This is a genomic window from Luteibacter sp. 3190 (assembly GCF_031456385.1).
Lineage (GTDB): Bacteria > Pseudomonadota > Gammaproteobacteria > Xanthomonadales > Rhodanobacteraceae > Luteibacter.
Map to the genome: position 1 here is coordinate 110,925 of NZ_JAVDUO010000003.1, position 26,838 is coordinate 137,762.

At 66.4% G+C, this 26,838-nt stretch carries 17 protein-coding genes; 12 read left to right on the forward strand and 5 right to left on the reverse strand.

The window, feature by feature from the left end; genetic code table 11:
* Nucleotides 1-23 precede the first annotated feature (23 nt).
* Nucleotides 24-2,375, reverse strand: coding sequence for an ABC transporter permease (locus J2X58_RS13445; RefSeq protein WP_310048788.1), 2,352 nt, complete (start codon nt 2,373-2,375; stop codon nt 24-26).
* Nucleotides 2,376-2,413: 38 nt separating this feature from the next.
* Entirely contained in the window at nt 2,414-3,178 is a 765-nt protein-coding gene (locus J2X58_RS13450; RefSeq protein ID WP_310048789.1) for an ABC transporter ATP-binding protein, read from the reverse strand.
* A 330-nt stretch (nt 3,179-3,508) separates the two neighbouring features.
* On the opposite strand from J2X58_RS13450, the gene J2X58_RS13455 reads away from it, so the two are divergent.
* The 7 genes from J2X58_RS13455 to J2X58_RS13485 all read left to right on the forward strand — a co-directional run bounded on the left by J2X58_RS13455 (nt 3,509) and on the right by J2X58_RS13485 (nt 14,773).
* Entirely contained in the window at nt 3,509-4,318 is an 810-nt protein-coding gene (locus J2X58_RS13455) for a serine/threonine protein phosphatase (protein ID WP_310048790.1), read from the forward strand.
* 164 nt (nt 4,319-4,482) lie between these two features.
* Complete coding sequence (locus tag J2X58_RS13460) at nt 4,483-6,660, forward strand: glycoside hydrolase family 3 N-terminal domain-containing protein (protein ID WP_310048792.1); 2,178 nt, start codon at nt 4,483-4,485, stop codon at nt 6,658-6,660.
* Nucleotides 6,661-6,963: 303 nt separating this feature from the next.
* On the forward strand, nt 6,964-8,463 hold the full coding sequence (locus tag J2X58_RS13465) for an alpha/beta hydrolase (RefSeq protein WP_310048793.1): 1,500 nt from the start codon (nt 6,964-6,966) through the stop codon (nt 8,461-8,463).
* Between the two features lie 222 nt (nt 8,464-8,685).
* On the forward strand, nt 8,686-10,347 hold the full coding sequence (locus tag J2X58_RS13470) for an alpha/beta hydrolase (protein ID WP_310048794.1): 1,662 nt from the start codon (nt 8,686-8,688) through the stop codon (nt 10,345-10,347).
* A gap of 287 nt (nt 10,348-10,634) precedes the next feature.
* Nucleotides 10,635-12,143, forward strand: coding sequence for an alpha/beta fold hydrolase (locus tag J2X58_RS13475; protein WP_310048795.1), 1,509 nt, complete (start codon nt 10,635-10,637; stop codon nt 12,141-12,143).
* A gap of 93 nt (nt 12,144-12,236) precedes the next feature.
* Nucleotides 12,237-13,013 (forward strand): 3-hydroxybutyrate dehydrogenase, encoded by a 777-nt coding sequence (locus tag J2X58_RS13480; protein WP_310048797.1) that lies wholly within the window; start codon nt 12,237-12,239, stop codon nt 13,011-13,013.
* A gap of 194 nt (nt 13,014-13,207) precedes the next feature.
* Nucleotides 13,208-14,773: an alpha/beta fold hydrolase gene (locus J2X58_RS13485; protein ID WP_310048799.1), complete on the forward strand. Its 1,566-nt coding sequence runs from the start codon at nt 13,208-13,210 to the stop codon at nt 14,771-14,773.
* A 34-nt stretch (nt 14,774-14,807) separates the two neighbouring features.
* Here the strand turns inward: J2X58_RS13485 and J2X58_RS13490 are convergent, their stop codons facing one another.
* From J2X58_RS13490 to glnA, 3 genes are all read right to left on the reverse strand, one after another.
* Nucleotides 14,808-15,980 (reverse strand): porin, encoded by a 1,173-nt coding sequence (locus J2X58_RS13490; protein WP_310048800.1) that lies wholly within the window; start codon nt 15,978-15,980, stop codon nt 14,808-14,810.
* Between the two features lie 99 nt (nt 15,981-16,079).
* Nucleotides 16,080-16,859: a glutaminyl-peptide cyclotransferase gene (locus J2X58_RS13495; protein ID WP_310048801.1), complete on the reverse strand. Its 780-nt coding sequence runs from the start codon at nt 16,857-16,859 to the stop codon at nt 16,080-16,082.
* Between the two features lie 85 nt (nt 16,860-16,944).
* Nucleotides 16,945-18,357 carry a type I glutamate--ammonia ligase gene (gene glnA / locus J2X58_RS13500; protein ID WP_090058267.1) on the reverse strand — a complete coding sequence of 471 codons (1,413 nt, stop codon included), beginning with the start codon at nt 18,355-18,357 and terminating at the stop codon, nt 16,945-16,947.
* A gap of 245 nt (nt 18,358-18,602) precedes the next feature.
* On the opposite strand from glnA, the gene J2X58_RS13505 reads away from it, so the two are divergent.
* From J2X58_RS13505 to J2X58_RS13525, 5 genes are all read left to right on the forward strand, one after another.
* Nucleotides 18,603-20,429 (forward strand): family 43 glycosylhydrolase, encoded by a 1,827-nt coding sequence (locus tag J2X58_RS13505; protein ID WP_310048803.1) that lies wholly within the window; start codon nt 18,603-18,605, stop codon nt 20,427-20,429.
* Nucleotides 20,430-20,492: 63 nt separating this feature from the next.
* A complete protein-coding gene (gene acpA / locus J2X58_RS13510) occupies nt 20,493-22,175 on the forward strand; it encodes an acid phosphatase (protein ID WP_310048805.1) in 1,683 nt (560 codons plus the stop codon).
* Nucleotides 22,176-22,727: 552 nt separating this feature from the next.
* On the forward strand, nt 22,728-23,453 hold the full coding sequence (locus J2X58_RS13515; RefSeq protein WP_310048808.1) for a lysozyme inhibitor LprI family protein: 726 nt from the start codon (nt 22,728-22,730) through the stop codon (nt 23,451-23,453).
* Entirely contained in the window at nt 23,450-24,325 is an 876-nt protein-coding gene (locus tag J2X58_RS13520) for a hypothetical protein (protein WP_310048809.1), read from the forward strand. Before J2X58_RS13515 ends, J2X58_RS13520 begins: the two co-directional genes overlap by 4 nt.
* A gap of 13 nt (nt 24,326-24,338) precedes the next feature.
* Nucleotides 24,339-26,705 carry a peptidoglycan-binding domain-containing protein gene (locus J2X58_RS13525; protein ID WP_310048810.1) on the forward strand — a complete coding sequence of 789 codons (2,367 nt, stop codon included), beginning with the start codon at nt 24,339-24,341 and terminating at the stop codon, nt 26,703-26,705.
* Nucleotides 26,706-26,838: the final 133 nt, after the last annotated feature.

A 26,838-nucleotide genomic window follows, 5' to 3' on the forward strand; every position in this document is an offset into this window, starting at 1 on the left:
GGACGTTGTGACGCCACGGCGCGTCACTCGCGGCGAAACGCGCGCCACGGGTCGATCGATGCCGCGCGAAGCGCCGGCCCGAGGACGGCGAGCGTCGTGAAGAGAATCATGATCGCCGCACCCGTGGCGGCATCGGAACCATCGACGGCCTGCGCGCCGGCGTGCGTCGGCGACAGCCAGTGACGGAGTGCGAGAACGCCCAGCAGGCCCAGCGCGACGCCGGGCACCGCATTGCCGAGCGCGTGGCGTACGATCAGTGTCACGAGAGCCGCGGGCGTTGCGCCGAGCGCGCTACGAATCGCGAGAGTGCGCGTTCCCGCGGCTACCTCGAAAGCCTGTACCGAATAGTGGCCGACGCAGGCGAGCGACACCGCGAACGCGGCGAGCGTGGCGAACAGGACCGCGTCGCGTCGCGCAGCCGCGTTCGCAAGTCTGGCTATCCGGTCGAGGGGGCGTACGTTGCCGAGCGCAAGCCCGGGGGCGATGCCACGTACCAGATCGGTGAACGCTTCGTGCGCCGCGATGCGCGCGCCGGGCCCGCGCAGCACCGCGTAGATCGGCAGGAGATTTCGCACCGCGCCGTATGACGCCGTCACCTGGGCGATAGGCATCACCACCAGGGGCTCGCCGTCCATGGCGTCGCCGCTCTCCGATCGCCGGGTATCGGCGAGGACGCCAACGATCCGGGCCGTTCCGGTCGCCGACCCGGCCTGACGCAGGTGCGCGCCGAGTCCTCGCCCGTCGATCTTCTCGAGATAGGCGCGGTTGACGATCGCCACCGCCGGCGCGCCGGCGACGTCACCCTCGTCGAACCAGCGCCCGGCGACCTTCTGGAACCCGAGCGCCTTGGCGGCACCGGGCGTCACCATCGCGAACCTCAGGTAGTCGGTACCGCCGTCGCCACGACGGAACGGCATGACGAAGCGCGTGCCGAGCGGTAGTTCGCTGGACCACCCGAACATCGCGACGCCCGGCAGCCCCGTCGCCTTCCGCCTGATCTCATCCAGCAGGCTCATGACGTTCCTCGTCTCGGGATAGCGGTTCCGGTCCGGATGCACTTCGACCACGGCGGTGTTCGCCTGATCGAAGCCGAGCGGCAGGCCCTCGAGTTGCATGTATCGGGTGACGGTGGCGACGCCGAGGATCAGAAGTACCGTCGCCAGCGCCGACTGCGAGAGGGTCACCATCGCTCGTGCGCGACGCATGCCAGGGCTGCCGATACCGGCGCCGTTTGCGGCGAGTTGCTGCCGCAGGATCGCGTCCGACGTCCGCCGCGCGGCGACGCAGAGCGCGGCGACCAGCGCGATCGCGGCCGTGACGAGGAAGGTGGCGCATACCGTGCGAACTTCGGGAAAGGGCGGCGCCGCGGAGGCGATCCACAGGTCCGGCAGGAACGGGCGGTACACGACGACGACCAGCGTGCCGAGCGGGAGGCCCAGGAGGGTGGCCACGATCGCGACCATGGCGCCCTCGGTCAAGGCGGGAATGAAGGGGCGCCACCCGCTCGCCCCGAGCGCGACCTGGAGGGCTATCTCCGGCGAACGCCGGAGCGAGCGGACGAGCATCAGGTTCGCTACGTTCAGTGCGGCGAGGATGAGTACCAGCCAGGCACAGAACACGAACGGCCAGACCGGTGCGCGTCCGGTGCGCGCGACGAGATCGTCGATCGGCGTCGCCCCGTACCACGGCATGTCGTCCGGACCGAGGTGCAACGCCGCGGCATCGCGGTTCACGGCCAGGGCGACTGTGCGCGACAGGGCGTCCGCACCCACCCCAGGGCCAAGCAGCCCGACTGCGGTCATGTTTTCCGCGATGGCGCTGCCCACGGGCGGTGCGGCCGGCAGGATGAGCAGGTCGACATCGCTGAAGAAGCGGTAGTCACGCGGCAGCACGCCGACGACATGCATCGCGCTTCCGTCGACGACGATCGTGCTCCCGACCGCACCCCCGCTTCCGCCGAAGTCACGTTTCCACAAGGCATGCGAGAGCATGACTTCGCTGTTGCCGGTCCCGCCGCGAAAAACACGACCGGCATCGGCACGCACCCCCAGGGTATCGAGGAATCCCGCGTCGACGCGCTGGGCGCGTAGCAGTTCGTCACGGCCGTTCCATGTCGCGTTGACCGGCTCGGGCATGTAGGCAAGACCATGCGACTTCAACAGGGGCGAAGGCGCGATGGCCGCGTAAAGTCGTGGCGAGATCGCGCGCATCGGGTCGCCCGCGGTTCGCCCGCCGAAGACGACGACGCGCTCGTGGTTGGGCCACGGGAGCGGGCGGACGAACAGCGCGTCGAGCAAGGTGAATGCACCGAGCAACGCGGCGACGCCCAGGGAGAGAGTGACCGAAGCGAGCGCAAGGAAGACGGGCTGGCGCAAGAGCGCACCACCCGCTCTTGCGACCTCGGTCGCCCATGTCACCACAGCGTATCGCCGGCGCGCAGGGCTTCCAGTCCCGACTCGGACTCGCTGCGCAGCTGCTGGAACGTCGATTCGTCGACGACGCGGCCGTCGAGGAGGCGGATCGTACGTTCGGCCGTCGCGGCGAAACGGTCGTCGTGCGTCACCATGCAGACGGTCCGGCCGGCGGCGTGCTGGCGGGCAAGCAGGCCCATGACGATCTCGCCATTGCGCAGATCCAGGTTTCCCGTCGGTTCGTCGGCCAGCAGGATGGCTGGATCGCCCACGAGCGCCCGCGCGACCGCGACCCGCTGCTGCTGCCCACCCGACAGCTGCGTGGGGAAGTGTCGCATGCGATGGGCCATGTCCACGCTGGCCAGCGCGCTCGCGACCATCCTCGTGCGCTCGCGCCAGCCGATGTCCTTGCGGTAGGCCAAGGGCAACGCGACGTTGTCGGCCACGGTGAGATCGTCGATCAAGTTGAACGACTGGAACACGAATCCGATGTGCTGGTTGCGCAGCCGCGAACGCTCCGCTCGACCGAGCCCGCGCATGGATTCGCCCGCGAAACGGAAGTCGCCGTAGGAAGGCACGTCGAGGAGCCCCATGAGCGACAGCAGCGTGGTCTTGCCGCATCCGGACGGGCCGCCGATCGCCACGAATTCTCCAGCGCGCACGGCGAGATGGATGTCGGTAAGCACGTGCGTCTCGACCGACCCGGTCTGGAAGACCTTGCCGACCCCTCTCATCTCGACGATCACGGGCCGATCCGGGGCTTGCATGGGCGCACTCACTTCGGGAGCGATTCGCATGAAGCCTAGCGCCGCCGCTCACGCGTGTCGCGGTGCGCACCACGTTTCAGGCGAATTGAAGGTCAAAGCTGCCGAAAAGACGCAGCGATTGGAAAACCCTGCGGTCGCGGGCGCATGGTTTAACTAGATTCTAACCATGACGAAAGCTGATCCTAGGTCTGGTATCGCTAGAAAGTGCGACGCGCCTTACAATTCGCTGATGGGGAGGAACGCGCCTCGATCGGCGCGGTGTTTCGACGTGTCGGAACCGGACCGCGAGCGGGGGCGCCGCGGCGAGGTACCGACGCACGGAGATCTCTCATGGTTCAACGTTTGTCCCTTGGCGGCAGCGCCGCCTGGCTGAAGCGCTACGACCCCGACGGCTGGCTTCGCCCCGCACTGGTCCGGCTCTGGAATGGCCTCGCCCGTCGCCTCGGGCTCGACGCGCTGCGATCGCCGCCGCGCCACGTGGGCGAACGTGCGAAGGAAGTCGAGGCGCGCCGCCTCGAAGCGCTGCGTGCGTGTGGCGCTCCCGTGCCCCGGATCCTCGGAGAGGGCCCGCGCAGCCTCATCCTCAGCGACATGGGTCCGACACTGGCGCATCGCCTGAAGCGCCTCGAGAGCGCCAACGACGCCGACATGCTTGTCCGGCAGACGGCGCACGCGATCGGCAGGCTGCACCGCCGGGGCGGCTATCTCGGCCAGGCGTTCGCGCGCAACATCACCGTGGGCGACCAGGGTGTCGGCTTCATCGATTTCGAGGAAGATCCCAGCGAAATCATGAGCCTCGCGCAGGCGCAGGCCCGTGACTGGGTGATGTTCACCACCGGCGTCGGCATCTACTACACCGGTCGGATGGACGTGCTCACCGGCCTCATCCGCGACGAAGCCCACGAGGTCGAGCCACAGGTGGCGCGCGAGGTGCAACGGATCGCCGGACGGCTAGGGTTTCTCGAACGCACCGGCCGCCTGTTGGGCCGCCGGATGGGCGTGCTCGGGGCTGCCGTCGGCGCGATGCGCAAAGGATTCGCCAGCCTGGCCATCGCCGCCCTGCTGCTGGATGTCCTGAGCGACGGGGACTGCGACGTCCTGATCGCGGTTGTCGACGCCGTGCGCCAGGCCGCCATCTGACCGTTCCGGAGCCTCACGATTTCACGTGCGTGAAGTCATTGCGGCCCAAGGCCGTAATCGTTTACGTGTAACGCCATTTACGTGCCCACTTCACGTGCGGATGCCGGTATCCTTGCCCGCCTGACGCGCCGCCGCCGCGTCATCCCGTCCCCAAGGCCTTACCCATGAAACGTAACCCCCGCATCGAAGACCTGATCGCCCGCATGACCGTCGAGGAAAAGATCGGACAGCTGGGGGTATTCGCCGATGCGGTGCGTCCCTTCGCGCCCGACATCAATCCGGAGGTCAACGCGAAGGGCGCCGCCGAGGTGCTCGACCAGGTGCGGGCCGGGCGCGTGGGTGCGCTGTTCAACGGCGTGGGCGCCGCCGAAGGTCGCGAAGCACAGCGCGTGGCGGTGGAGGAGAGCCGTCTTGGCATTCCGCTGCTGTTTGGCGCCGACGTGATCCATGGCATGCGTACCGTGTTCCCCATTCCCCTGGGAGAGGCGGCGTCGTTCGAGCCGGACCTCGCGGAGCGCACCGCGCGCGCGACGGCGATCGAAGCCACCGCGGCGGGCGTCCACTGGACGTTCGCGCCCGCCGTCGACATCGCGCGCGATCAGCGCTGGGGCCGCGTCGCGGAAGCCGCGGGTGAAGACGTGGTACTGGGATCGGCGTTCGCGGCCGCGCGCGTGCGCGGTTTCCAGGGCCCGGATCTCAAGGCGTCCGACGCGCTGCTCGCCACGCCGAAGCATTTCGCGGCCTACGGCGCCGTGGCTGGCGGCATGGAATACAACGCGGTCGACATCGCGCCGCAGACCCTGCGCGACGTGCACCTTCCGCCCTTCAAGGCGGCGCTCGATGCCGGTGCGCTCACCTTCATGAGCGCCTTCAACGACATCAACGGCGTGCCCGCATCGGCGAATCGTGAGCTGATGACCGACATCCTCCGCGGCGAGTGGGGATTCAAGGGCCTCGTGGTGTCCGATTACACGGCCGACATGGAGCTGATCGCGCACGGCTTCGCCGCCGACGAGCGCGACGCCACGCGCCTCGCCTTCCTCGCCGGCGTCGACATGAGCATGCAGAGCGGCTTCTACGCCGACCACCTGGGCGACCTCGTCGCCTCGGGCGAGGTTCCGATGGACGTGCTCGACGAAGGTGTTCGCCGCGTCCTTTCGGTAAAGGATGCGATCGGGCTGTTCGACAATCCCTACCGCTCGCTCGACCCCGCCGTCGAGGCCGACACGTCGACGAACGAGGCGCATGCGGCACTGGCGCGCGACGGCGCGCGCCGTTCGATCGTGATGCTGAAGAACGACGGCGTGCTGCCGCTGAACAAATCGGGGACGAAGATCGCACTGATCGGGCCGTTCGGTGCCGACATCGACAACCTCGAAGGATGCTGGACGCTCTTCGGCGATGCGCGTCGTCACGTGAACATCGAGACGGGCATCCGCGACGCGCTCGGCGACGACGCCTCGGTCGAGGTGGTCGCCGGCTCCGGTATCGAGGCGGCGATCGAAGGCGGCATCGAAGCCGCCGTCGCCGCGGCGCGCCGCGCGGACGTCGTGCTGCTCGCCATCGGCGAGCCGCAGAATTATTCCGGCGAAGCGCAGTCGCGCACGCAGATCATCGTGCCGCCTGCGCAGCAGGCGCTCGCGGACGCCGTGATCGCGGCCGGTACGCCGGTCGTCGTGCTGCTGAAGAACGGCCGCGCGCTGGCGCTTACGGGCAAGGTGCGCGACGCCAGCGCGATCCTCGTCACGTGGTTCCTCGGTAGCCAGACCGGTCCGGCCATCGCCGATGTGGTTTTCGGCGACTACAACCCGGCGGCGCGACTGCCCGTCAGCTTCCCGCAGGATGCCGGCCAGCAGCCCTATTTCTACAACCACCCGCGTACCGGTCGTCCCGAACTGGCCGACCAACCGCCGGCGTTCAAGTCGCGGTACCGCGAGATCACCTTCGACGCCCTGTACCCGTTCGGGCACGGCCTGAGCTACACGACGTTCGCGTACACGGCACCGGAGGTACAGGCCAGCATCGGCTGGAACGAGACCATCGCGGTGTCCACGACCGTGACGAACACCGGCAAGGTCGCCGGCGAAGAGGTGGTGCAGCTCTACATCCACGACCGCGTCGCCAGTCGCGTCCGGCCGGTGCGTGAACTGAAGGCGTTCCGGAAGATCATGCTCGCACCGGGAGAGTCGGAAGACGTGTCGTTCGAACTCACGCGACGGGACCTCGCGTTCACCCACCGCGACGGCACCACCTTCGACGCCGAGCCGGGCGAGTTCGACGTCTGGATCGCGGGCTCATCGGCCTCCGGCGAAAGCGCGCGCTTCGTGCTCCGCGATTCCTGACGGCTTCGCCCGCGGACGCGGCGAGGGACTCTCGCACGGCCGCCATCCGACGCCACCGCTAAAGCCGGCTCGGTAGCCTCCCTACGGTAGGCGCTCCCCACCCAAGGAGCGTCACCCATGACACCACGCGTTCGTCCTCTTTCCCTTGCCATCGCCGCCGCGGCACTGGCGCTGACCGTGTGCCGCACCGCCGCGGCGGAGACCACCCCCTACGCTCCGGTCATAGCGTGGGGACCCTGTTCGCCGGAGCAGGTCGACGAGGGCTCCATCGACGAACTGGGCGGCCGTCTCGAGTGCGGCAGCATGAAGGCGCCGCTGGACGACGACGCGCCATTGCCCCAGCTCGTCGATGTCGGCGTCATACGCGTCAAGGCGGGTAACGCCGCCGCCCGACAGGGCTCCCTCTTCCTCAACTTCGGCGGCCCCGGCGGGAATCCCCTTAACGACCTGCCTGTCTTGGCGCAGGTCTGGTCGCAAGCGGAAGACGACGGCTCGCCTCGCGCTTACCGGCGCCGGCTCGCCGACCGCTACGATCTGGTCGCCGTCGTTCCTCGCGGACTTCGCGGCGGCGTACGATTCACCTGCAGCGAGCCCGAACCGAGCGTCGGGGACCCCTCGTTATTCGAGAGCGACGAGGATTGGATCACGGCCATCTACGGCGGTATACGTTTCGCCGACAGCTGCGCCGCCGGAATGCATGCGAGCGTCGGTACGCTCGGTCACGTGCGCGACATGGAACGCGCCCGGGCCGCCCTCGGTGAGCCGACGTTGAACTTCCTAGGGTACTCGTACGGCACGTGGGTCGGCGCGTTCTATGCCGCTACGTATCCCGAGCATGCGGGCCGCATCGTCCTCGACTCTTCCGTCAACTTCCGAAGCACGTTCGAACACCACTTCGAAGCGGTCACGAACGAGCGCAGCGCGTCCTTCCGTCGTGAGGCGCTCCTGCCGGCCCTTGCCGAACCCGCCTACGGCGTCGGCAACGACTCGGCCGACGTCATCAACCGCCTGCGCGACATGCCTCTTTGGGCGCGCGCAGCTTGGGCCCGCGACATCGAAACACCCGCTCAGCTTGCCGCCGTGCTCACCCTTGCCGAGTGGATCGCCAAGGACCCCGACATCGAACCCGCGGCCCTCGTCGATCGGGTGACACGCCATCGTTTCAGTCACCTACCAGCCGTGGATGAAGCGATTCGAGAGGCGGCGAACCGGTATGCGTCCATGCTTCGGTTGGTCGGGTCGGCGAGGTCGTCGGAGCAAGAAGACGCAGACCGGCCCCTGCTCGATCAGCACGTCTACCTCGGCGTCGTGTGTGGTGATTCCGCGTGGAATCCCGACATCAAGACAGTGCGGAGACGTGCGCAGGAGATCGGGGAGACGCAGCCGGAGTCCCATGCCGGGTTTCTCGCCATGAACCTCGTCTGTCGGCAGTGGCCTATCCCTACCCAGTGGCGGCCACCCCTGAGCGCCCTGTCGTCGGCGCCGCCCATGCTCATGGCGCAGGCCGAATTCGACCCCGCCACGCCTCTGGTCACCGCGCGGGAGGCATTCACTGGGACGCCGGGCACCTACATGGTGATGGCACGCGGAATGCGCGCGCATGGCGTGTTCAGCGCGTCGAGCACGCCTTGCGTCGAGGAGACGGTGGGCGACTATCTGCTGGATGGCGTGCTCCCGAAGGAGCACGACATCCAATGCGATTACGAGCCGGACCCGGCCGACGCCGTGAACGAGCGTACGGGCGCGGGCGATTCGTTGCAGGCATTGCGCGAGCGCCTGCGGCGAATACTGGAGAAGAGCTGAGCCCAGGCAACGCGGGAGCCGAGACCGGGACGAGCGCTCGGTCCCGGCCTTTCGAATGCTCGGCGCCCGCACGTCGCCGGTGTGCTTCGCCTGTCACGTCGCATGACGGCGACGCCCGCGGACACGACGAGGCTCATTCGTACCAATGCGCTGCACGTTCGCCGCTGATGCCGGCTCGACGCCGTCCTTAAGGTGAGCGCTCCCCCCCAAGGAGCGTCACCCATGACACCACGCGTTCGTCCTCTTCCCCTCGCCGTCGCCGCCGCCGCACTGGCGCTCACGGTTTGTCGCACCGCCGATGCGGCATCGACCGCGGCGGATCCCGCCATCGCCTGGACCTCCTGCGCGGCCGAATTCGTCGATGCCACGTTCATCGACGCCCTCGGCGACCGGCTCGAGTGCGGCGTCATGAAGGCACCGCTCAGCGAGGCCGAGGCGCTGCCGCGTCTAATCGACGTCGGCGTCGTGCGGATCCGGGCGGGCAAACCCGAGGCGAGGCAGGGCTCCCTGTTCTTCAACTTCGGCGGGCCCGGCGGCAACCCGCTCAGCTTCCTTCCCCTCTACGGCTACGTCTGGTCGGAAACCCCGGACGATGACTCGCCCGCCGCCTACCGACGTCGCATCGCCGACCGCTACGATCTCGTCGCCGTCATCCCGCGTGGGCTGCACGGCGGAGAGCGCTTCACGTGCAAGGATCCCTACCCCTACTTCATGCACGATCCCGCCGTCCGCCGCAGCGACGACGACTTCCTGCAGTTCATCGAATCGGGCACCGCGTTCGCCCATGGCTGCGGCGGCGAAAATGGCATGCCCGCCAGCGCGGGAACACTGGGCCATGTGAAAGATATGGAGCGGGCGCGAGTCGCCCTGGGCGAATCCAGGATGAATTTCCTGGGGATCTCCTACGGAACGTGGGTGGGCGCGTTCTACGCCGCGACCTATCCGCAGCACACCGGCCGCATGGTGCTCGATTCGTCGATGAACTACGCGGGCACCATCGAACAGCAGTTCGACGACCAGCCGGCGGAACGCAGCGACCTCTTCCGCCGCCTGGCACTGCTGCCTGCGACGTCAACGCCCGCCTATGGTCTCGGATGCGATCCGGATGCCGTGATGCGACGACTGGGCGACATGCCGCCACTCGCGCGCGAGGCCTGGGCCTCGTCGATCACCACGCCTGCGCAACTGGCGGCGGCGCTCACGATGGCCGACTGGATCGGCGACGAGGCCAGCGTGACGGCGGCCGACCTCATCGAACGCGCCGGGGTGCACCACTTCAGCGAGGAGGCCGACGTCGACGACGAGATCCGCAAGGCGGCGATCGAGCTGGCACCGACGATCCGCCCGAAGCCCACGTCGTTCATCGACTGGAATGTGTATTACAGCGTGATCTGCGGCGATACGCCGTGGCAGCGCGACCTTCGTGGACTGCGGACGCTGGCGAACGAGATCGGCACGACGAGGCCCGAGGCTTCGGGTGCGGGCATCAGCGCCGCGCTCGCCTGCAGGGCCTGGCCCAACCCCACCCAGTGGCGACCGCTCCTCACTTCGCTGTCGGAGGCGCAGCCATTGCTTCTCGTGCAGGCGGAGTTCGATCCTGCCACGCCGCTGAAGCTCGCACGCAAGGCATTCGAAGCATCGCACGATGCATACATGGTCACGGCGCGCGGCATGCTTGGCCACGGCGTCTTCGGCATGTCGGACACGCCCTGCATCGAGGCCTCGGTCGGCGATTATCTGCTCGACGGCAAGCTTCCCACGTCGCACGACACGCAATGCGACTTCGTTCCGACCGTCCGCGCGACGGAAGAGGGGCGTTCGGACGAGCGTGACGCCGTGCGAATGGCTCAGGACGAGCTGCGACGGATGCTCCGCCATAGCTAAGCGAGTCGGGCAAGGCCGACACGATTTCTCGGCCTTGCCCTCTGTCTGACCCGGCGATGGGAACCTACGGTAGCGCTCCGCTTCCGTGGACCCTTCGAATGACGTTCCTCAGAACATGTTTGCTTTCCGCGAGCCTGGCACTCGCGACCCTGTCGCCCGCCGCGAGCGTGGCAACCACCGATGAACTGGCACCGGGATCGATCGCCTGGGCGGCTTGCACCGATGACCTGGTCGACGCCGAGTGGAGGGATGCCTGGGGACCCAGGCTCCAGTGCGGAACCCTCTCCGTGCCCCGTGCCTACGGCGCGCCCGAATCCGGCTCGGTCGACATCGGTCTCGTCCGCGTGCGCGCGGGTGAGATGTCCCAACGACAGGGCACAATGTTCTTCCATTTCGGCGGCCCCGGTGCGAACCCGCTCGACTTCCTTCCGCAGGTGGCTGCGACGTGGGCGCTCGCCTCGCCGGATAGCGCCATCGACGGGGACAAGCGTCGTCTTGCCGACCGTTACGACCTGTTGGCGATCGTTCCGCGCGGACTGCGCGGCGGTCCGCGCGTCACCTGCGGGACACCGCCCGGCTTCAGCGGTGGCCCCGATCCCACCATCGACCTGGCGGACTGGAACTGGTCCGCATTCGTGCGCGAAGCGCGCGATTTCGCGACGGCATGCTCCGCCGACGCGGTGCAGAGCACGGTGAACACACATACGCACGTCCTGGACATGGAGAAGGTGCGCCGCTCACTCGGCGAGCCGACGGTCCATTTCCTGGGGGTGTCCTACGGCAGCTGGGTCGGCGCGTTCTATGCCGCCCTTTTTCCAGGCCATGTCGGACGGATGGTGCTCGACTCGTCGATGGACTACACCGGCACGTTCGAGCAACAGATCGACAGCCTTGCCCCCGAAACACACGACCTCCTCCTGCGCCGCGCGGTACGGCCCGCGTTGCGCGACCCTGCCTACGGTTGGCGCGAGCGAACCGAAGCCAGCGTGCTGGATGCCATTCGCGCCGTACCCGGTGAAGCGCTCCGCGCATGGCTGGGCGGCATTGAAACGCCCGACGAACTGGTGGCCATGCTCTCGCTCGCGGAATGGATCCGCGAAGTGCGCGCGACATGGACGGATGCCGAACGGTGGGCGGACGTTCCCGCGCAATTGACGCGACGCGCGCAAGACCACGCGTTCAGTACCGACGCGGCGACCGACGCGCGAGTCCGCGATGCCGCCGCCGAGCTCATCGACCGGCTCGATTCGCCGCAGGCGCCGTCGTCCATGACCGATATGGCCGTCTACTTCGGCACCACGTGCGGCGACGGCCGCTGGACGAAGGACCTCAAGCAGCTTCGCCACCTTGCCGGCGTGCTCGGGCAGCACTATCCCCTGCACGGTGGCGGGCCCGTACTCACCGGCCTCATCTGCCGGTTCTGGCCCTATGCTCCGCGCCTGACCATCCCGACACGGCGCCTCGCGGAATCGGTTCCGCCAATTCTCATGGTGCATGCCGAGTTCGATGTCATCACGCCCATCGACGGTGCGTGGCGCGCTTTCGAGGGAACACGCGACGCTCGCATGGTGGTCGCGCAGGGCATGGTGGGTCACGGTGTATTCGGTATGTCCGACACCCCTTGCGTGGAGCACACGGTCGGCCGTTTCCTGCTGACGGGCACGCTCCCGGACGAGCGCATCACGGCGTGCCCGTTCGTGCCGCGGGCCGCGGGCCGCGAGGAACGTGCGGCGGATGGCTGGCCGTCTCTCGACAGTATCCGCGCGACCCTGCGCGAGCGACTGCGGCGAAGCTGACGCCGTCGCCGGTCCCGCCACGTACCTTCGTACGATGCCACCCGGGGTGCACGACGCGCATAATCGTCCACGACATTCCTCAGGAACCCATCGATGAAAGAGCTCGAAGGCAAGGTCGCCCTCGTCACGGGCGCGGCCAGCGGCATCGGTCGCGCCATCGCGACGGCTTACGCGAACGCGGGCGCGCGGGTCATCGTCGCCGACCTGGCCATCGATGCCGCGCGCGAAGCGGCGGCGTCGATGGCCAACGGCGCCCTCGGCATCGCGATGGACGTCGCCGACGAGGCGCAGGTCGACGAGGGCTTCGCGCGGACGGCGCGCGACATCGGTCCCGTCGACATCCTCGTCAGCAATGCCGGCGTGCAGATCATTTCGCCGCTGGTGGAATTCGCGTTCGCCGACTGGAAGCGCATGCTCGCCATCCACATGGACGGCGCGTTCCTCACCAGCCGCGCCGCGATGCGGCAGATGATCGCCTCCGGGCGAGGCGGCTCCATCATCCTGATGGGCTCGGCGCATTCGCACGTCGCGTCGAAATTCAAGGCGCCGTACGTCGCGGCCAAGCACGGTCTGCTGGGGCTCGCGCGGGTGATCGCGAAGGAAGGCGCGCCCGACAACATCCGTTCGAACGTGATCTGCCCCGGCTTCGTGCGCACGCCGCTCGTGGAGAAGCAGATCCCGGAACAGGCGCGCGAACTGGGAATCAGCGAAGACGAGGTGGTGCGGAACGTCATGCTGCGCGATACCGTCGACGGCGAGTTCACGACGCTGGAGGACATCGCCGAGGCCGCGCTGTTCCTCGCCGGCTTCCGTTCGAACGCGTTGACCGGGCAGTCGCTCGTGGTCACGCACGGCTGGCACATGCAGTAGGCGCGCGACATCTTCGATGCGGGCGCAGGCGGACGCGGTGCTGGCGTCCGTCCTGTCGCCGCGAGGGCGTGGACGACGCGTGCGGAAGAAGTCGGCGTCTGCGTGTTCGCCGCGGCGGTCGCTACGCTACCGGCGCCCACACGGGCACCTCCGGCCGGCAAGCCCGCCGGGGTCCACCCTGGACATGGATCGCCATGAAGACCATCGTTTCCCTCACGCTCCTCGCCGGAGCACTCGCGGCCGCGCTCCCCGCCGCCGCGGAATCCGTCGCCCCGCTTTCCTGGACGGCCTGCGGGGCGGCCGCCCCTGACGTCGCGTCGCGAACCGAATGCGCCCGCCTTATCGTGCCGCGCGACTACGCCGATCCGACCTCCGGCACGCTGGAGCTCGACGTGGTGCGGGTCGTCGCGGACAGCGCCCGCGGCGACCGCCACGACGGCACGCTTCTGCTCGAGCCCGACGAATTCGCCGATCCCGTCCGTGTCGCGGTGCCCGCCATGGCCGCCTCGTGGCGGGCGGGGGATGACGCGTGGCGCGAACTATCGCGCCGGATGGACCTCGTCGGTCTCGCGCCCCGACGCATGGACGATGCGCAAGGACACGATTGCCTCAGCGCGACCGCGGCCTTGCCGCGGCATCGCACGCTCGGCATCGACATGACCGATGCCAACTTCGCCGCGGCCGATCAGCTGGCCGTCGCGATCGCCGCCGCATGCCGCAACGATCCCATGCATGACCGCATCGGAACCGAGCCGCGTATCGCGGACATCGAGCGCCTGCGCGAGGCGCTCGGGCAGGAACGACTGCACATCCTCGCCACCGGTCGCGGCGGTTGGGTGGCGGCCCGATACGCCGAGCGACATCCTCGGCACGTCGATCGCCTCGTGCTCGACGGAAGCTGGGATATCGACGGTTCGGTCGCCGAGGCCATGGAGGCCCGCATCGCCGAGCGCGGCCGCACACTGCGTCGCGCGATCTCGGATCTCGTCGAGGCACCGGCGCGTTACGGCTGGGGAAGCGACGCCGCCGACGTACGCGCACGCATCGCTCGTATCCCGCCGGCATGGCGCGCGGCGTGGGGGCCGGGCATGGTCGACGCGGTCCACGTCGCCGCGGCCCTCGCCATGGGACGCCAGCTCGATGCGGACGCGGGCCTCACGGCGGCGGCGCTCGGCGACGCGCTGGCAACGGCGCCGCTTGCGCCGGATGCGGTCATCGCCCGCGACGTGCGGGCCGCCGCGGCTTCGCTGCTGGCGGCCGGCGATCGCCAGGGCGATGCCGACGCCTACGGATTCGGCCCGCGCGCCGTTGACGCGGCGCCGGCACGGATCGCGAGCGTCTTCGCGGCGCGTTGCAACGATGGCTACTGGGGCGCCGACAGCCGCTACTGGCACGAACGCATGCGCGAACTCGACGCGTCGTGGCCGGGCAGCGTCGGCAACGAGCTCTTTCAGGGCATGGTGTGCAGCTACTGGCCGGGCGCATTCGGGCCGTCGTCGGTCCCGGTGCTGATGCGGTCGTTCCTGATGGTGCACGCGGAGTTCGACGCCGAAGCGCCGCTGCGCGGCGCCGCCATGTCGATGCAGACGCACGCCAACGCGAAGCTCGTTGTCGCGCGTGGATTACGCGGGCACTCCGTCGCCACGCGTCACGACCGTCCCTGTGTGAGCGGCGCCGTGGCGCGCTATCTCGGCGAAGGCGTCTTGCCGTCGATGCCGCTGACGAACTGCCGCCCACCGGAGAATCCGCCGGCGAAGTGATCTCGCCGGGCGGCGTCCGACTCGTGCGACAACGTCAGAACATGATCTGGGCGCGCACCTCGAGGATGCGCGGATCGGCGCGTACGTCGCGCCGATCGCTCACGGCGCGCACATAGTTGGCCTGCAGCTTCAGGTATTTCGTGACGTACCAGTTGGCGCCGATCGTCCAGTCGTGCTCGGTGCCGCCGAGCACCGGGCCGTCGTCCAGGTCGAGCGTGCTGTAGCGAAGCAGCACCTCGACTGCTCCCCAGGGTCTTTTCGGAACGACGTCCGCGTTGTTGCCACCGCTGTAGCCACGCGCTTCACCGGTCAACACCCAGCTTCCGAACGCGTACCAGCCGTGGGCCCTGTACGCCGGTTTGTCGACGAGCTTCACGCGGGCGTCGAGGTATTCGCCCTGCACGGACCACGGGCCACCGATCCACAGAAGTTCGGTACCCCGCCGGTCGACGTGGTCGGCGACGGCGAGCACACCGGTGTCCACGAGACGCGTCGTGGCGAGCCCCGCCTCGGGCACGGCCCGCAGACGAATACCGGGCGGCGTGTAGCGACCGCGGCCGTCGGTACTGCCGTAGGGAACTTCGCGCGACGCCGAGATCCCGAGATGCAGGACGTCGCCGGGATCGTTGCGCGGCGTCCACGCCGCGCGGCCCGCCACCATGCGGCCGTCGAGTTTCCCCTGCAGATTGCCGCCGTTGTAGTAACCCAGCTGCAGCAGGTACCGCTTCCGTGTCAGGGCCCAGTCCACGCCGACGCGCCGGTTGGCGTAAATGGCCTGCATGGGAATCGACGCTTCGAGGAACGACGTGCTGCCGGTGTTCGTGTTGCCTTCGAAACCCACGGGTGTCTTCGTGAAGCCGACGCGCACGGCGCCGAGATCGTTGCCGGCCACGGCTTTGGTCTGCAGCCGGAAGAACACGTCGAGCCACACCTTCGCCTGGAAATCGAACAGACCCATGGCGTCGTAGACGCCCTTCTTCTTCACGAAGAATCCCAGCTCCTTCCGCCGGAAGCTTTGCGCATTTTCGTAAAGATTGCCGTCGTGCGAGAAGCGATCGACGTCGTACTGGTACTTCAGCATGAGGCCGAGATCGGTGCCGTCGGCGAAGACATGATGGGTCGGCCAGTGCTCGCGCCAGCTGAAATCGGCGGTTCTGGCGGCGAAAGGCGCCAGCAACGCCAGCGCGCCGATGATGAACGTCTTCAAGGATCCTTGCCCCTTCCAGGGCGCGCTACGGAGGTTGGCGCGCGAGTCAGCCCCCGACCTTACCCTGCGCGGAAGACGCCGATCAATCCGGCGCGCGACTCAGCGTTTCGGAACCAACCGGATCTCGAACACCTTCGGCCAATGCTTGCCGGTGACGAACAGGCGGTCGTGCGCGTCGTCGTAAGCGATGCCGTTGAGCACGTCGTCCATCGGATTGTCGAGCTTCGAGACATCGAGCAGTCCGGCGAGATCGATCCAGCCGACGACATGGCCCGTCTTTGGATCGATGCGCGCGATGCGTTCGGTCTGCCAGATGTTCGCGTAGATCTCGCCCTTGACCCACTCCAGCTCGTTGACCTGCCGCACAGGCTTCCCGTTCGCGGTGACGTCGATCGACCCAGTGCGCTGGAAGCTGGCCGGATCCAGCACGCGGATGGTCGGCGTGCCGTCGCTCATGTAGATGTGCGTCGCGTCGCGCGTCAGCGCCCAGCCTTCGCCGGGATAACGAAAGCCGCCCGCGAGTTTCATCGTGGCCTTGTCGTAGACGAAGGCCACGCCGTCCTGCCAGGTAAGCTGCACGAGTTTCGTGCCCGAGGCGATGATGCCCTCGCCGAAATAGCCCTTCGGCGTATCGACCTGCTGCACCACCTCGCCGGTGTCGAGGCGGACCTTGCGCACCGTCGACGCGCCGAGTTCACCGGTGCTCTCGTAGAGGAACCCGTCTTCATAGAAGAGACCTTCGGTGAAGGCGCCCGGATCATGCGGAAATTCGCGCACGATCTTGTACCCGTAGACCGGGATCGTCGCCGCGGCAAGCGAGGGGACGCACGCGAGAGATAGAACGACCGCGGCGAGGCGGAGATACGGGAACCTGGGCACGAGAGACTCCATGGCGGACGGCGCATGATAAGAAAAAGGGGCGCCGGAGCGCCCCTTTTCGTCGCACGCACCCGATCCGGAAGGATCAGATGGCGTAGTACATCTGGAACTCGAGCGGATGCGTGCTCGCGCGGTAGCGCGTGACTTCCTGCATCTTCAGCGCGATGTAGCCGTCGATGAAGTCGTCGGTGAACACGCCGCCCGCCTTGAGGAACTCACGATCCTTGTCGAGCGCGACCAGCGCCTCGTCGAGGCTCGCGCACACCTGCGGGATGTTCTTCTCTTCTTCCGGCGGCAGGTCGTAGAGATCCTTGTCGGCCGGCGCACCCGGGTCGATCTTGTTCAGGATGCCGTCGAGACCGGCCATCATCAGCACGGTGAACGTCAGGTAGCCCGACTGCATCGGGTCCGGGAAGCGGATCTCGATGCGGCGACCCTTCGGGCTCGACACGTACGGGATGCGGCACGAGGCCGAGCGGTTGCGCGCCGAGTAGGCGAGCATGACCGGTGCCTCGTAACCCGGGACGAGGCGCTTGTAGCTGTTCGTCGTCGAGTTGGCGAACGCGTTGATGGCCTTGGCGTGCTTGAAGATGCCGCCGATGTACCACAGCGCGGTCTGCGAGAGGCCACCGTAGAGGTCGCCCGCGAAGAGGTTCTCGCCGTTCTTCGACAGCGACTGGTGCACGTGCATGCCCGAGCCGTTGTCGCCGACGATCGGCTTCGGCATGAACGTCACGGTCTTGCCGGCCTGGTGCGCGACGTTCTTGATGACGTACTTCATCGTCATCAGTTCGTCGGCCTTCTTCACCAGCGTGTTGAAGCGCGTGCCGATCTCGCACTGGCCGGCGTTCGCGACTTCATGGTGGTGCACTTCCACCACCTGGCCGAGCGACTCCAGCACCTTGCACATGTCGGCGCGCAGGTCGCCGAGGCTGTCGACCGGGCTGACCGGGAAATAGCCGCCCTTCACGCCCGGACGGTGGCCGGTGTTCGTGCCGTCGTACTTGTAACGCGAGGCCCACGCGGCTTCTTCCGAGTTGATCTCGTAGAACACGCGGCCCATGTCGTTCTGCCAGCGGATCGAGTCGAAGATGAAGAACTCGGGCTCCGGACCGAAGAACGCCGTGTCGGCGATGCCGGTGGACTTCAGGTACGCCTCGGCGCGCTTCGCGATGGAACGCGGATCGCGGCCATAGGCCTGCATGGTGCTCGGCTCGAGCACGTCGCAATGCATGATCAGCTGCTTGTGGGCGCTGAACGGATCGAGGTGCGCCGTTTCCGGGTCCGGCATGAGGACCATGTCCGACTCGTTGATGCCCTTCCAGCCCGCGATCGACGAGCCGTCGAACATCTTGCCGTCTTCGAAGGTGCCTTCGTCGATGGCATGCGAGGGGAACGTCACGTGATGGTGCTTGCCGAGGATGTCGGCGAAGCGCAGGTCGACGAACTCGATTTCCTCGTCCTTGATCAGGTTCAGCACTTTGGAGACGGCGGACATACAAACCTCGAATGGGTGTTGGGCTTCGGGGACGGAGCAAACGGTGTGCCAGCGCCTCCGCGTCTCGCGGACCGGCCTGGGCCAAGCCCCGGCATCATAGACCGGGCGGGGCGGCCATGTGCAAATGCACCGACATGGTGCAACGGGACGATTCTTGCACCTCCACCGGTCCGATGTCGGCGGCTCGCGACGTAACGGGATTTACGCTGGCACCATGCGGCGGTTCCCGCCCCCCGGCCGCCGCCATGCGCTTCGCCCTCCTCGCATCCTTCATCGCTGTCGCCACGTCCGGCGCTACGGCGGAAACCGCGCCCCGCACCTGGGCCAACCCGGTCGACATCGACTACCGCTACAACTTCGAGCAGATGAACGAGGGGATCTCGTATCGCACGGGCGCGGATCCGGCGATCGTCCGGTACGACGATGCGTACTACCTGTTCCAGACGCTGGCCGACGGGTACTGGATGTCGAAGGATCTGGTGGACTGGCGCTTCGTGAAGCCGGATCACTGGCCCTTCGACAGCGAGGTCGCGCCGGCGACGCTCGTGGCCGACGGCAAGCTGTTTCTCATGCAGTCCGCGTTCGCGCCGCGGCCGCTGATGGTCTCGACCGATCCCGCGCATGGGCGCTGGTCGTTCTGGACGCGGCAGTTGCCACCGGTGCCAGGCGCGACGCAATACGACGAAACCGGCACGCGAGTTGCCAACGGACCGCTGCCGCCAGGGCCGTGGGATCCGGGCCTGTTCCGGGACGACGACGGCCAGGTCTACCTCTATTGGGGTTCGTCGGACAGGCACCCGCTCTACGGTGCGCGGGTGGATCTCCGCCTCCACTCCGACGAGGGCGAGGGCGAGGGCAAGCGGCTCGCATTCCTGACGACGCCGGCGGCGTTCATCCATCTGGATCCCGCGAATCACGGCTGGGAGCGCTTCGGCCCCGATCACACCTTGGGCGACCGGCCCGCGTACATGGAGGGCGCATGGATGAACCGGCACGGCGACCGCTATTACCTGCAGTACGCGGCGCCCGGCACCGAGTACAACGTCTACGGCACCGGCGTTTACGTCGGCAGGGCGCCGCTCGGACCGTTCGAATATGCCCCGTACAACCCCGTGGGCTACAAGCCGGGCGGCTTCGTCACGGGCGCGGGCCATGGCTCGACGTTCGAAGACGCGATCGGCAACGCCTGGAACGCGGGAACCGCGTGGCTCGGCGTGAACTGGACGTTCGAACGTCGCATCGACCTGTTCCCTGCCGGCTGGCATGACGACGGCCAGATGTGGATCGATACGCGATTCGGCGACTTTCCCCAGCGCATGCCGGATCACAAGCTGCGCGACGGGGAAAGCACGTTCACCGGATGGATGCTGCTGTCGTACCGCAAGCCCGCTATCGCGTCCTCTTCGCTGCCGGACCACGCCGCGTCCACCGTGACCGACGAAAACCCGCGCTCGTTCTGGGTGGCCCGCGACAACACGGCTGGTCAAACGCTCACGGTCGACCTGCGTGGCACGCCCACCGTGCGCGCCGTACAGGTGAATTACGCCGACTACCGATCGGATCGCTACGGCGACGCTCCCGATCTCGTGACGCAATTCGTACTTCAGGGTTCACTCGATGGCCGCCGGTGGAACGTGCTCGCCGATCTCTCGAACGAGTCACGCGATCGACCCAATGCGTACATCGAACTGACACACCCGACGAAGCTCCGTTATGTGCGCTATGTGCATAAACATGCCGGCGCGAAGCATCTTGCGATCTCGGATCTGCGGGTCTTCGGAAACGCGGAAGGTCCCGCGCCCGCCGCGCCCATCCGTGTCACGGCGACGCGCGGCGCCGATTCCCGGGAGGCCACGATCTCGTGGGCGCCCGTCGGGGGCGCGGTGGGCTACAACGTTCGCTGGGGACTCGCCGCCGATCGCCTTCATGCCACGTACCAGCGTTTCGCGGACCAGCCCACATCGTTTACGCTTCGTGCTCTGAACAAGGGCGTTCGCTATGTCGTGGCCGTGGAGGCGTTCGACGAGCGTGGCGTTTCGGCCTTGTCGCAGACCGTTGTCATCGCTCCGTAGCTTTCGCGCGCGAGCGCGCTCCCGCCCGACGGCGGAAATCGTTCCACTTCCCTGGGTTTTCGCATGACCAACCGACACGACGACGATACGCCCGACGAAGGACGTCGACGCCTGCTTGGCGGCATGGCAACGACCGGCGCGCTGCTCGCGCTCGGTGGCCTCGATGCCGCGGCCGCCGACGGCAAGCTCGCCCCGACGCCGGCACCGGGCGGCAAGGCACTCGACGCCCTGCTCGCGAAGCACATCCACAACGTCGTGGTGATCTACGCCGAGAATCGCAGTTTCAATAACCTCTTCGGTGACTTCCCCGGTCTTCAGCAGCCGCTGAGCGCCGTGCCCGCCGAGCGGCTGGTGCAGCGCGATCGCGACGGAACGCCGCTGAAGACGCTGCCGCCGATCTGGGGCGGAATGGTGCCGCACGAACAGGTCGTCGACCACAAGACGTACAAGATCGGCGAGAAGGACATCACCGGCCTGCCGAACGCGCCGTGGGCGCTGCATACCGGCGACGGCACGCCGCTGCCGCACGGCCTGGTCACGCGCGACCTCGTGCATGCGTTCTACAACAACCAGCTGCAGATCAACGGCGGAAAGAACGACGGCTTCGTCGCCTGGGGCGACAACGGCGCGCTGACCATGGGCCACTACGCCAGCGCACCGGTCCATCTGCGTCTCTGGCGGCTCGCCGAGCAGTTCACGCTGTGCGACAACTTCTTCATGGGCGCTTTCGGTGGCTCGTTCCTCAACCACCAGTACCTCGTCGCCGCGCGCCCGCCGTTCTATCCGAATGCCGACAAGAGTCCGGCGCAGTTCAACATCGCGGTCACGGAAAGCGGCGACCCCACCGATTTCCGCCTGAAGATGGCCGAGGATTCGCCGAAGAGCGCGATGGACGGCAAGCCGAAGTTCGCGCACCACAACACGCTGACCCCGGACTTCTACGCGGTGAACACGATCGGCCCGCCGTACTCGCCGGGCTTCAACGTCGACCGCACGAACCCGCTGCTCGCGGATGCGACGAGCGCCAACACGCTGGTCGCGCAGACGCACAAGCACATCGGCGACATGCTCTCGGCGAAGGACGTCGACTGGGCCTGGTATGGCGGCGCGTTCCAGGCCGCGCTCGATGGCAAGGGCGATGGCGACGACGCCACCTTCCCGCAGACGCCGAACTTCCAGCCTCACCATCAGCCGCTGAATTACTTCGTGTCGCTCGCACCGGGAACCGACGCGCGCAAGCGGCACCTGCGCGACGGCGGACTTGGCGAGACGGCGTCGACGAACCATTTCCTCGCCGATGTCGCCGCCGGCAAGCTGCCGCCCGTGACGTTCTACAAGCCACAGGGCGACCTCAACATGCATGCCGGCTACTCGGACGTCGAGGCCGGCGACCGCCACATCGCGAACGTCGTGCATGCGCTGCAGAAGAGCCCGCAGTGGAAGAACATGCTCGTGGTGGTGACGTTCGACGAGAATGGGGGCTGGTGGGACCACGTCGCACCGCCGAAGGGCGATCGCTGGGGACCGGGCACGCGCATTCCCGCGCTCGTGATCTCGCCGTTCGCGAAGAAGGGCCACGTCGAGCACACCATCTACGACACGGGCTCCATCGCACGCTTCATCACGCGACGCTTCGGACTCGAGAAGCTACCCGGCCTCAAGATGCGCGAGGATGCGATGGTGGCCGCCGGCGGTCCGGCGCCGGGTGATCTGACCGAGACGCTGGCTTTTCCGGCCAAGGCCTGACGGAGCGCCTACGCCGGCACCCTGCCCGCTGCCGCGGGATCGCCGATACGATCGGCTCCCACCAGAGCGGCCCGGCTCTCATTCACCGGCTGGGAGCCGCTACCGAAGGGTGGGAGCCGATCGCATCGGCGATGGGTGCTCGCACCGGTCCCTGTTCAGGGGCCGCCCGTGCCGGCCGGCGCGAAGGTGGCTTCGCGAACCACATCGCGATCATCGCGATGCCGAAATCAGGCACGACGCTCGGCCGTGTGACCCGGCTCGTCCTCTTGCGCGCCGCTTTCACGCGCTGACGCCATCCGCGGCGTCAATCAACCTGTCCGACGCCCGTCGCGGGCAGCCGGTGAAACCACGAGCCCTATGGTCCGCGGCACGTCGCCGGGGGCGCAGTGCACGGCGCAGGCGCATGCGCGAATGACGTGGAAGAGGTCGCAGGCAATTGAGACACTTTTCCGAAAACTTCCATATATCGCACCCGAAGGTTGGCGTACCGTGCCGCTACTTTTCGTGGCGCCGCGCAGCAAGGCGCTGGCTTTCCAAGGAGGGACTATGTACGTGGACGAGTTTCGCGGTCGCTGGCATCAGCCAGTCGGCCGTGTTGGCGGTGTGAGGCTGTGGGCGTCGGGCCTGGCGGCCCTCGTCGTGGCACCGGGTTGCGCAGTCGCGGGTGATGCCGCTGCGGCGCCCTCGCCTACCGAGGCCCTTCTTTTCGCCGAGAAGGGACGCACCGTCTTGGCGTTCAACGAGGCGCCCACCGACCAAGGGTTCGACATGAAGGTGGCGCAGTCCGTAGCCGAACGGGATATGCGGCTCGCGTACATGGTAGCCGTTTCCCGGACTGGCTTACACGACAACGCGGAATCATCCCAAGTGGAGAACGTCGATTGCTTTGGTCTGCCAAACATAAAACCGGAGGCATCCGAACGAGCCGCCGGCATCCGCACCTCGTACGCTCGATGCATGGATCGGGCGGAAGCCAACTTCTTCGCGATCATCGATTGCTCGAATGCGGAGTACCTTTTCCAGGACGGAAGGTTGAATGCCAGCTACAAGAAGAGGATGGCGAGCCTCGGCGAGAAAGGAAAAAAAGAACTCCGTGCCGAGGAGCGGCTATGGATGAAAGCTAGGGACTCGTACTGCAACTCCAACGAATTCGGCGGCGTGACGTTGCGAGCCGTCATCGCTTCCTGCCACATGTTTCAAACCGCGTATCGAGCGATGCCACTCGAACGCTCCGCTAGCTTGCAGGCGAACGCTGCTCGATCTGGGGTGGCTCGGTGATTGCCACGCTTAAGGGCATCGTCGCGATCGCCGTGGTCGCTGTTTACGCCACGCAAGTGAGCGTAAGGGCTGAGACGGCGACACCGCGAAACAGAACGGTTCCCGATGAGGCAGTTCCGTTTGTCCCGCAGGGAGGTGTCGTGAATGACTATGTTGATGTCGAGGATAAAACGCATACGTGGCACCCCCGCGCCCCTGTCTGGCCCGTTTCAACGGTCGCCGAACGGAAAATCCCGGGTGCCCTCAGTACTTCTCCTGGGAGCATCTTGATCGAGGAGGACCATGGCAAATGGGCGATATGGATACTGTCAACACGGCAGCTTGGGAAAAACAGCGCGGTGAACTTCTTCACCGGAGAAGTTCTGAGTCCTGTGTACGTATCGACGGACAGGGGAACGCGGACCTTCACCGACCCCGCGGGCGTCGAGCATGCCCAAGTGCAGGAGCTCGGGCTATCGGAGGCCCCGGATCAGCCTGACGCCCGCGTCGGCCACATTCAGATCAATACAGACTTCGCCATCTTCGACTGCACCGGCTGCGCGGGAGACATCGACTATTCCGAGCGCATTGAGGGCGGCATTCCGGGTGCGTCCGTGTGGAAAAAGGCGCCTGTCTACCCGAATGGGGCGGGCTGGTCGTCGCGGATTAGCGCAGCAGTTGACCTCGGCGACGAGACGCTCCTCTTCATCGGAGGTGGCTTCGCCTTCAGGGTTCACCAGCGCGATTTTACGCCGGTAGGCTCGGCCCCGAGCCTACATGTCGTAGACGAACGATGGCTGGAGGAAGTCATCGAGACCGCGAAGTCAGCCAACGTTGATGTCACTGATGCCTATCTGACTGATCAATTAAGCCGAATGAGACACGGCAAGTAAGCAAGGAGAAAGAATGAATAAGGGACGCGCGGAATTAGGAAAGAATGAGCTGAGGGCAATCGCGTACTTTGCGGTGGGCGTCAGCTCGGAGGGAAGTTTTGCTGGTAGGGACAAGGCATACAAGCTCTCCTTCGCGGGGTATTTCGACGAGAATGGACGCATGTTTCCGGTCGAAAACAGCGGGCTATCGTACGGCACGTTACAAAAGGATCTCGGCCAAGCAGGACGAAGTCACGTGGCTCATTTGCTTGACGCACATCAGGCGTGGGCACGAGCGTATTCGCCCGCGGATGTGCTGGCGGATGATGAGAGAGCTCAAGCGGAGATCGATTTCGCTAGAACGGGTAGGCAGGTCCGGGAAGAGAATGGACGACCTATAAATGTAGCGACAAGAGACAAGATTGATCGGTTCCTTCGTTCAGACGCGGGTCGAGATCTGGTGCATCAGAGCGATAGAGCCGAGGTTGACGGTTTGGTTGACGGGCCGCTTCGACGGCTTGAAGCTACTCCCGCTTTTGAACAGGCTTCTCTGAACGACAAGGTTAGACTGGCTGTAGTCGTCGCAAAGGGATACAACCAAAATCGGGTCAAGACGAACCAGCTGCTCGATCGTATGGCCGATGGTGGCGATCACCCGCGAACGCTCCACGACTTCGAGGACGTGTTCTCATACACCGAGCATTTCTCGGAAGCAATGCGATCGGGTCGAGATGCCGCTCTCAGGGCGGGCGACCTGTTCATAGGCCTCCGTGAATCCAGCCCGTCTAATCCGCTCAGTGCTGCTTGGTCATCGGTGCTCGACGATCCTCTTATGGCGCCTTCAGACGTTGCGAGACATGAAGACGCGGACGTTCCCATTCACCACGCTGCCATCAGGAACCTCTTCCTCGAGCCCAAGCGTGCGAAGGCCTTTCTAGATTCCATCGATCAGGGAATTCCCTATAAGCATGGCTTTCCCCAGCCAGAGGCTGGCCGAAAGGCGACATCTGGTTTCTACACCTCGGGCGCTGAAATTGTTCAGTGGAACGCCGACGGACGTGGCGTCGCCTTTCTCAATGGTTCATGGTCGGAAATCCACAGAAACGAGATAACCCGAGAGCTCAGTCCAGATAGCTCTGTCGACCTGCACTTAACTCGCGACGGCGAGGTTCATCGCATGCTGCAAGTTCGATCCGGAGAAGTCCCCAGGCAACGGGCGGTAACGCGATCGCTAAGGCAAGGCATGACGGGTACCGATGTTCGCGACCTACAGGATGGTCTGGCGCGGCTGCACTACACCGATTCGCGCGGCCGCCCATTGAACCCAGATGGTGATTTCGGCCCGACGACCAGAGCAGCTCTGCAGGCGTTCCAGCGTGACCATCGGCTTGCGGCGGACGGGGTCGCGGGCCCGGCCACGTTCGCGGCGATTCGTGAACTCGTGCGCGAGGAGACGCGTTCGATCGGGGAGCCTCATACCGTCTATCCGGGAATTAACCAACGGTCCGATGCCCTGTCTCCTTACCAAACCCTGCAGCAAGATTCGGTTCCGTCGCTACGAGACTCCGGGGCGACCTGGAACCTGGGCTTTTCGGCAGGTCAGGTCGACGCAAGCCAAGCGCCTACAGTAACCCCGCCCTGCGTGGATCAGCCGATGCTTCAGAGAGGTGATCTGAACAACCTTGGCATGACGGATTCCCGCGCCAGGCATTATGCGGCGCACATTCCTGACGGCTCGAACCCCGGTAGGCGGCTCGGTCACGCCCACCGTCCGGAGGAACCTGCCTTCAGCGTGAAGGATACGCAGAATGCACGGCATTCGATTGGCGACAGCAAATCATGGGCCGAAGCCCATGGTAAATACGAGAGTTTTCGTGCAGAGGAGCAATCGAAGCCGGATGCCCCTCAGGCTATTGGCGAAGAAACTCGATCGATCGAGTGGCGGGCGCCGGTGCGTCAACCACATATGGAACATCAGGCTTCCTATGACGCACGCTCGCTTGCCTCCTTCGGAGAGCGCGAAGCGCGAGCCGAGCCCGGCCGGGATCTCAACGATCCCCGTAATCCAGAGAGTGCCTACCATGGCTTGTACAGCGAGCTGGGTCGCCGAGTTCCCTACGCTTCGGAGGACCGACTCGTGCAGTTCACCGCCGCCTGCCACACCAGCCGGATCACGGCCGACAACCTGAGCATCTGTCACCTGGACGAGCGGAACCTGACGATGGGCTTCCTCGGCAATGGCCCTCTCTCATTGCCCGTTACCGTCGACCTGAAAAAGGCGCCGCCGGAGCCCGAGCAGGCCGTCGCGCAGATCGCGCGGTACGATCAGCAGCAGGCGTTGGTGCGGTCCGAGTACCTGTCCCAGCAGATGCAGCGGAGCAGGAGCGGACCGTCCCTGTGACGTAGCGCACCCGATCTACCCTACCGTTACATCGCGCGCTTCATCACGCGACAGATCGGGCTCGAGACGCTGGCGTTTCCGGGCAAGGAATGGCTGAGCGGCTACACCGACACCCTGCCCGCTGCCGCGGGAT

Excerpts from the sequence above, each read along its gene's own strand:
- acpA (WP_310048805.1), top strand. The coding sequence starts at position 20,493 with ATGACCAACCGACACGACGACGATACGCCCGACGAAGGACGTCGACGC.
- J2X58_RS13455 (WP_310048790.1), top strand. The coding sequence starts at position 3,509 with ATGGTTCAACGTTTGTCCCTTGGCGGCAGCGCCGCCTGGCTGAAGCGC.
- J2X58_RS13450 (WP_310048789.1), bottom strand. The coding sequence starts at position 3,178 with ATGCAAGCCCCGGATCGGCCCGTGATCGTCGAGATGAGAGGGGTCGGC.
- J2X58_RS13485 (WP_310048799.1), top strand. The coding sequence starts at position 13,208 with ATGAAGACCATCGTTTCCCTCACGCTCCTCGCCGGAGCACTCGCGGCC.
- J2X58_RS13465 (WP_310048793.1), top strand. The coding sequence starts at position 6,964 with ATGAAGGCGCCGCTGGACGACGACGCGCCATTGCCCCAGCTCGTCGAT.
- J2X58_RS13470 (WP_310048794.1), top strand. The coding sequence starts at position 8,686 with ATGACACCACGCGTTCGTCCTCTTCCCCTCGCCGTCGCCGCCGCCGCA.
- J2X58_RS13480 (WP_310048797.1), top strand. The coding sequence starts at position 12,237 with ATGAAAGAGCTCGAAGGCAAGGTCGCCCTCGTCACGGGCGCGGCCAGC.
- J2X58_RS13505 (WP_310048803.1), top strand. The coding sequence starts at position 18,603 with ATGCGCTTCGCCCTCCTCGCATCCTTCATCGCTGTCGCCACGTCCGGC.
- glnA (WP_090058267.1), bottom strand. The coding sequence starts at position 18,357 with ATGTCCGCCGTCTCCAAAGTGCTGAACCTGATCAAGGACGAGGAAATC.
- J2X58_RS13460 (WP_310048792.1), top strand. The coding sequence starts at position 4,483 with ATGAAACGTAACCCCCGCATCGAAGACCTGATCGCCCGCATGACCGTC.
- J2X58_RS13525 (WP_310048810.1), top strand. The coding sequence starts at position 24,339 with ATGAATAAGGGACGCGCGGAATTAGGAAAGAATGAGCTGAGGGCAATC.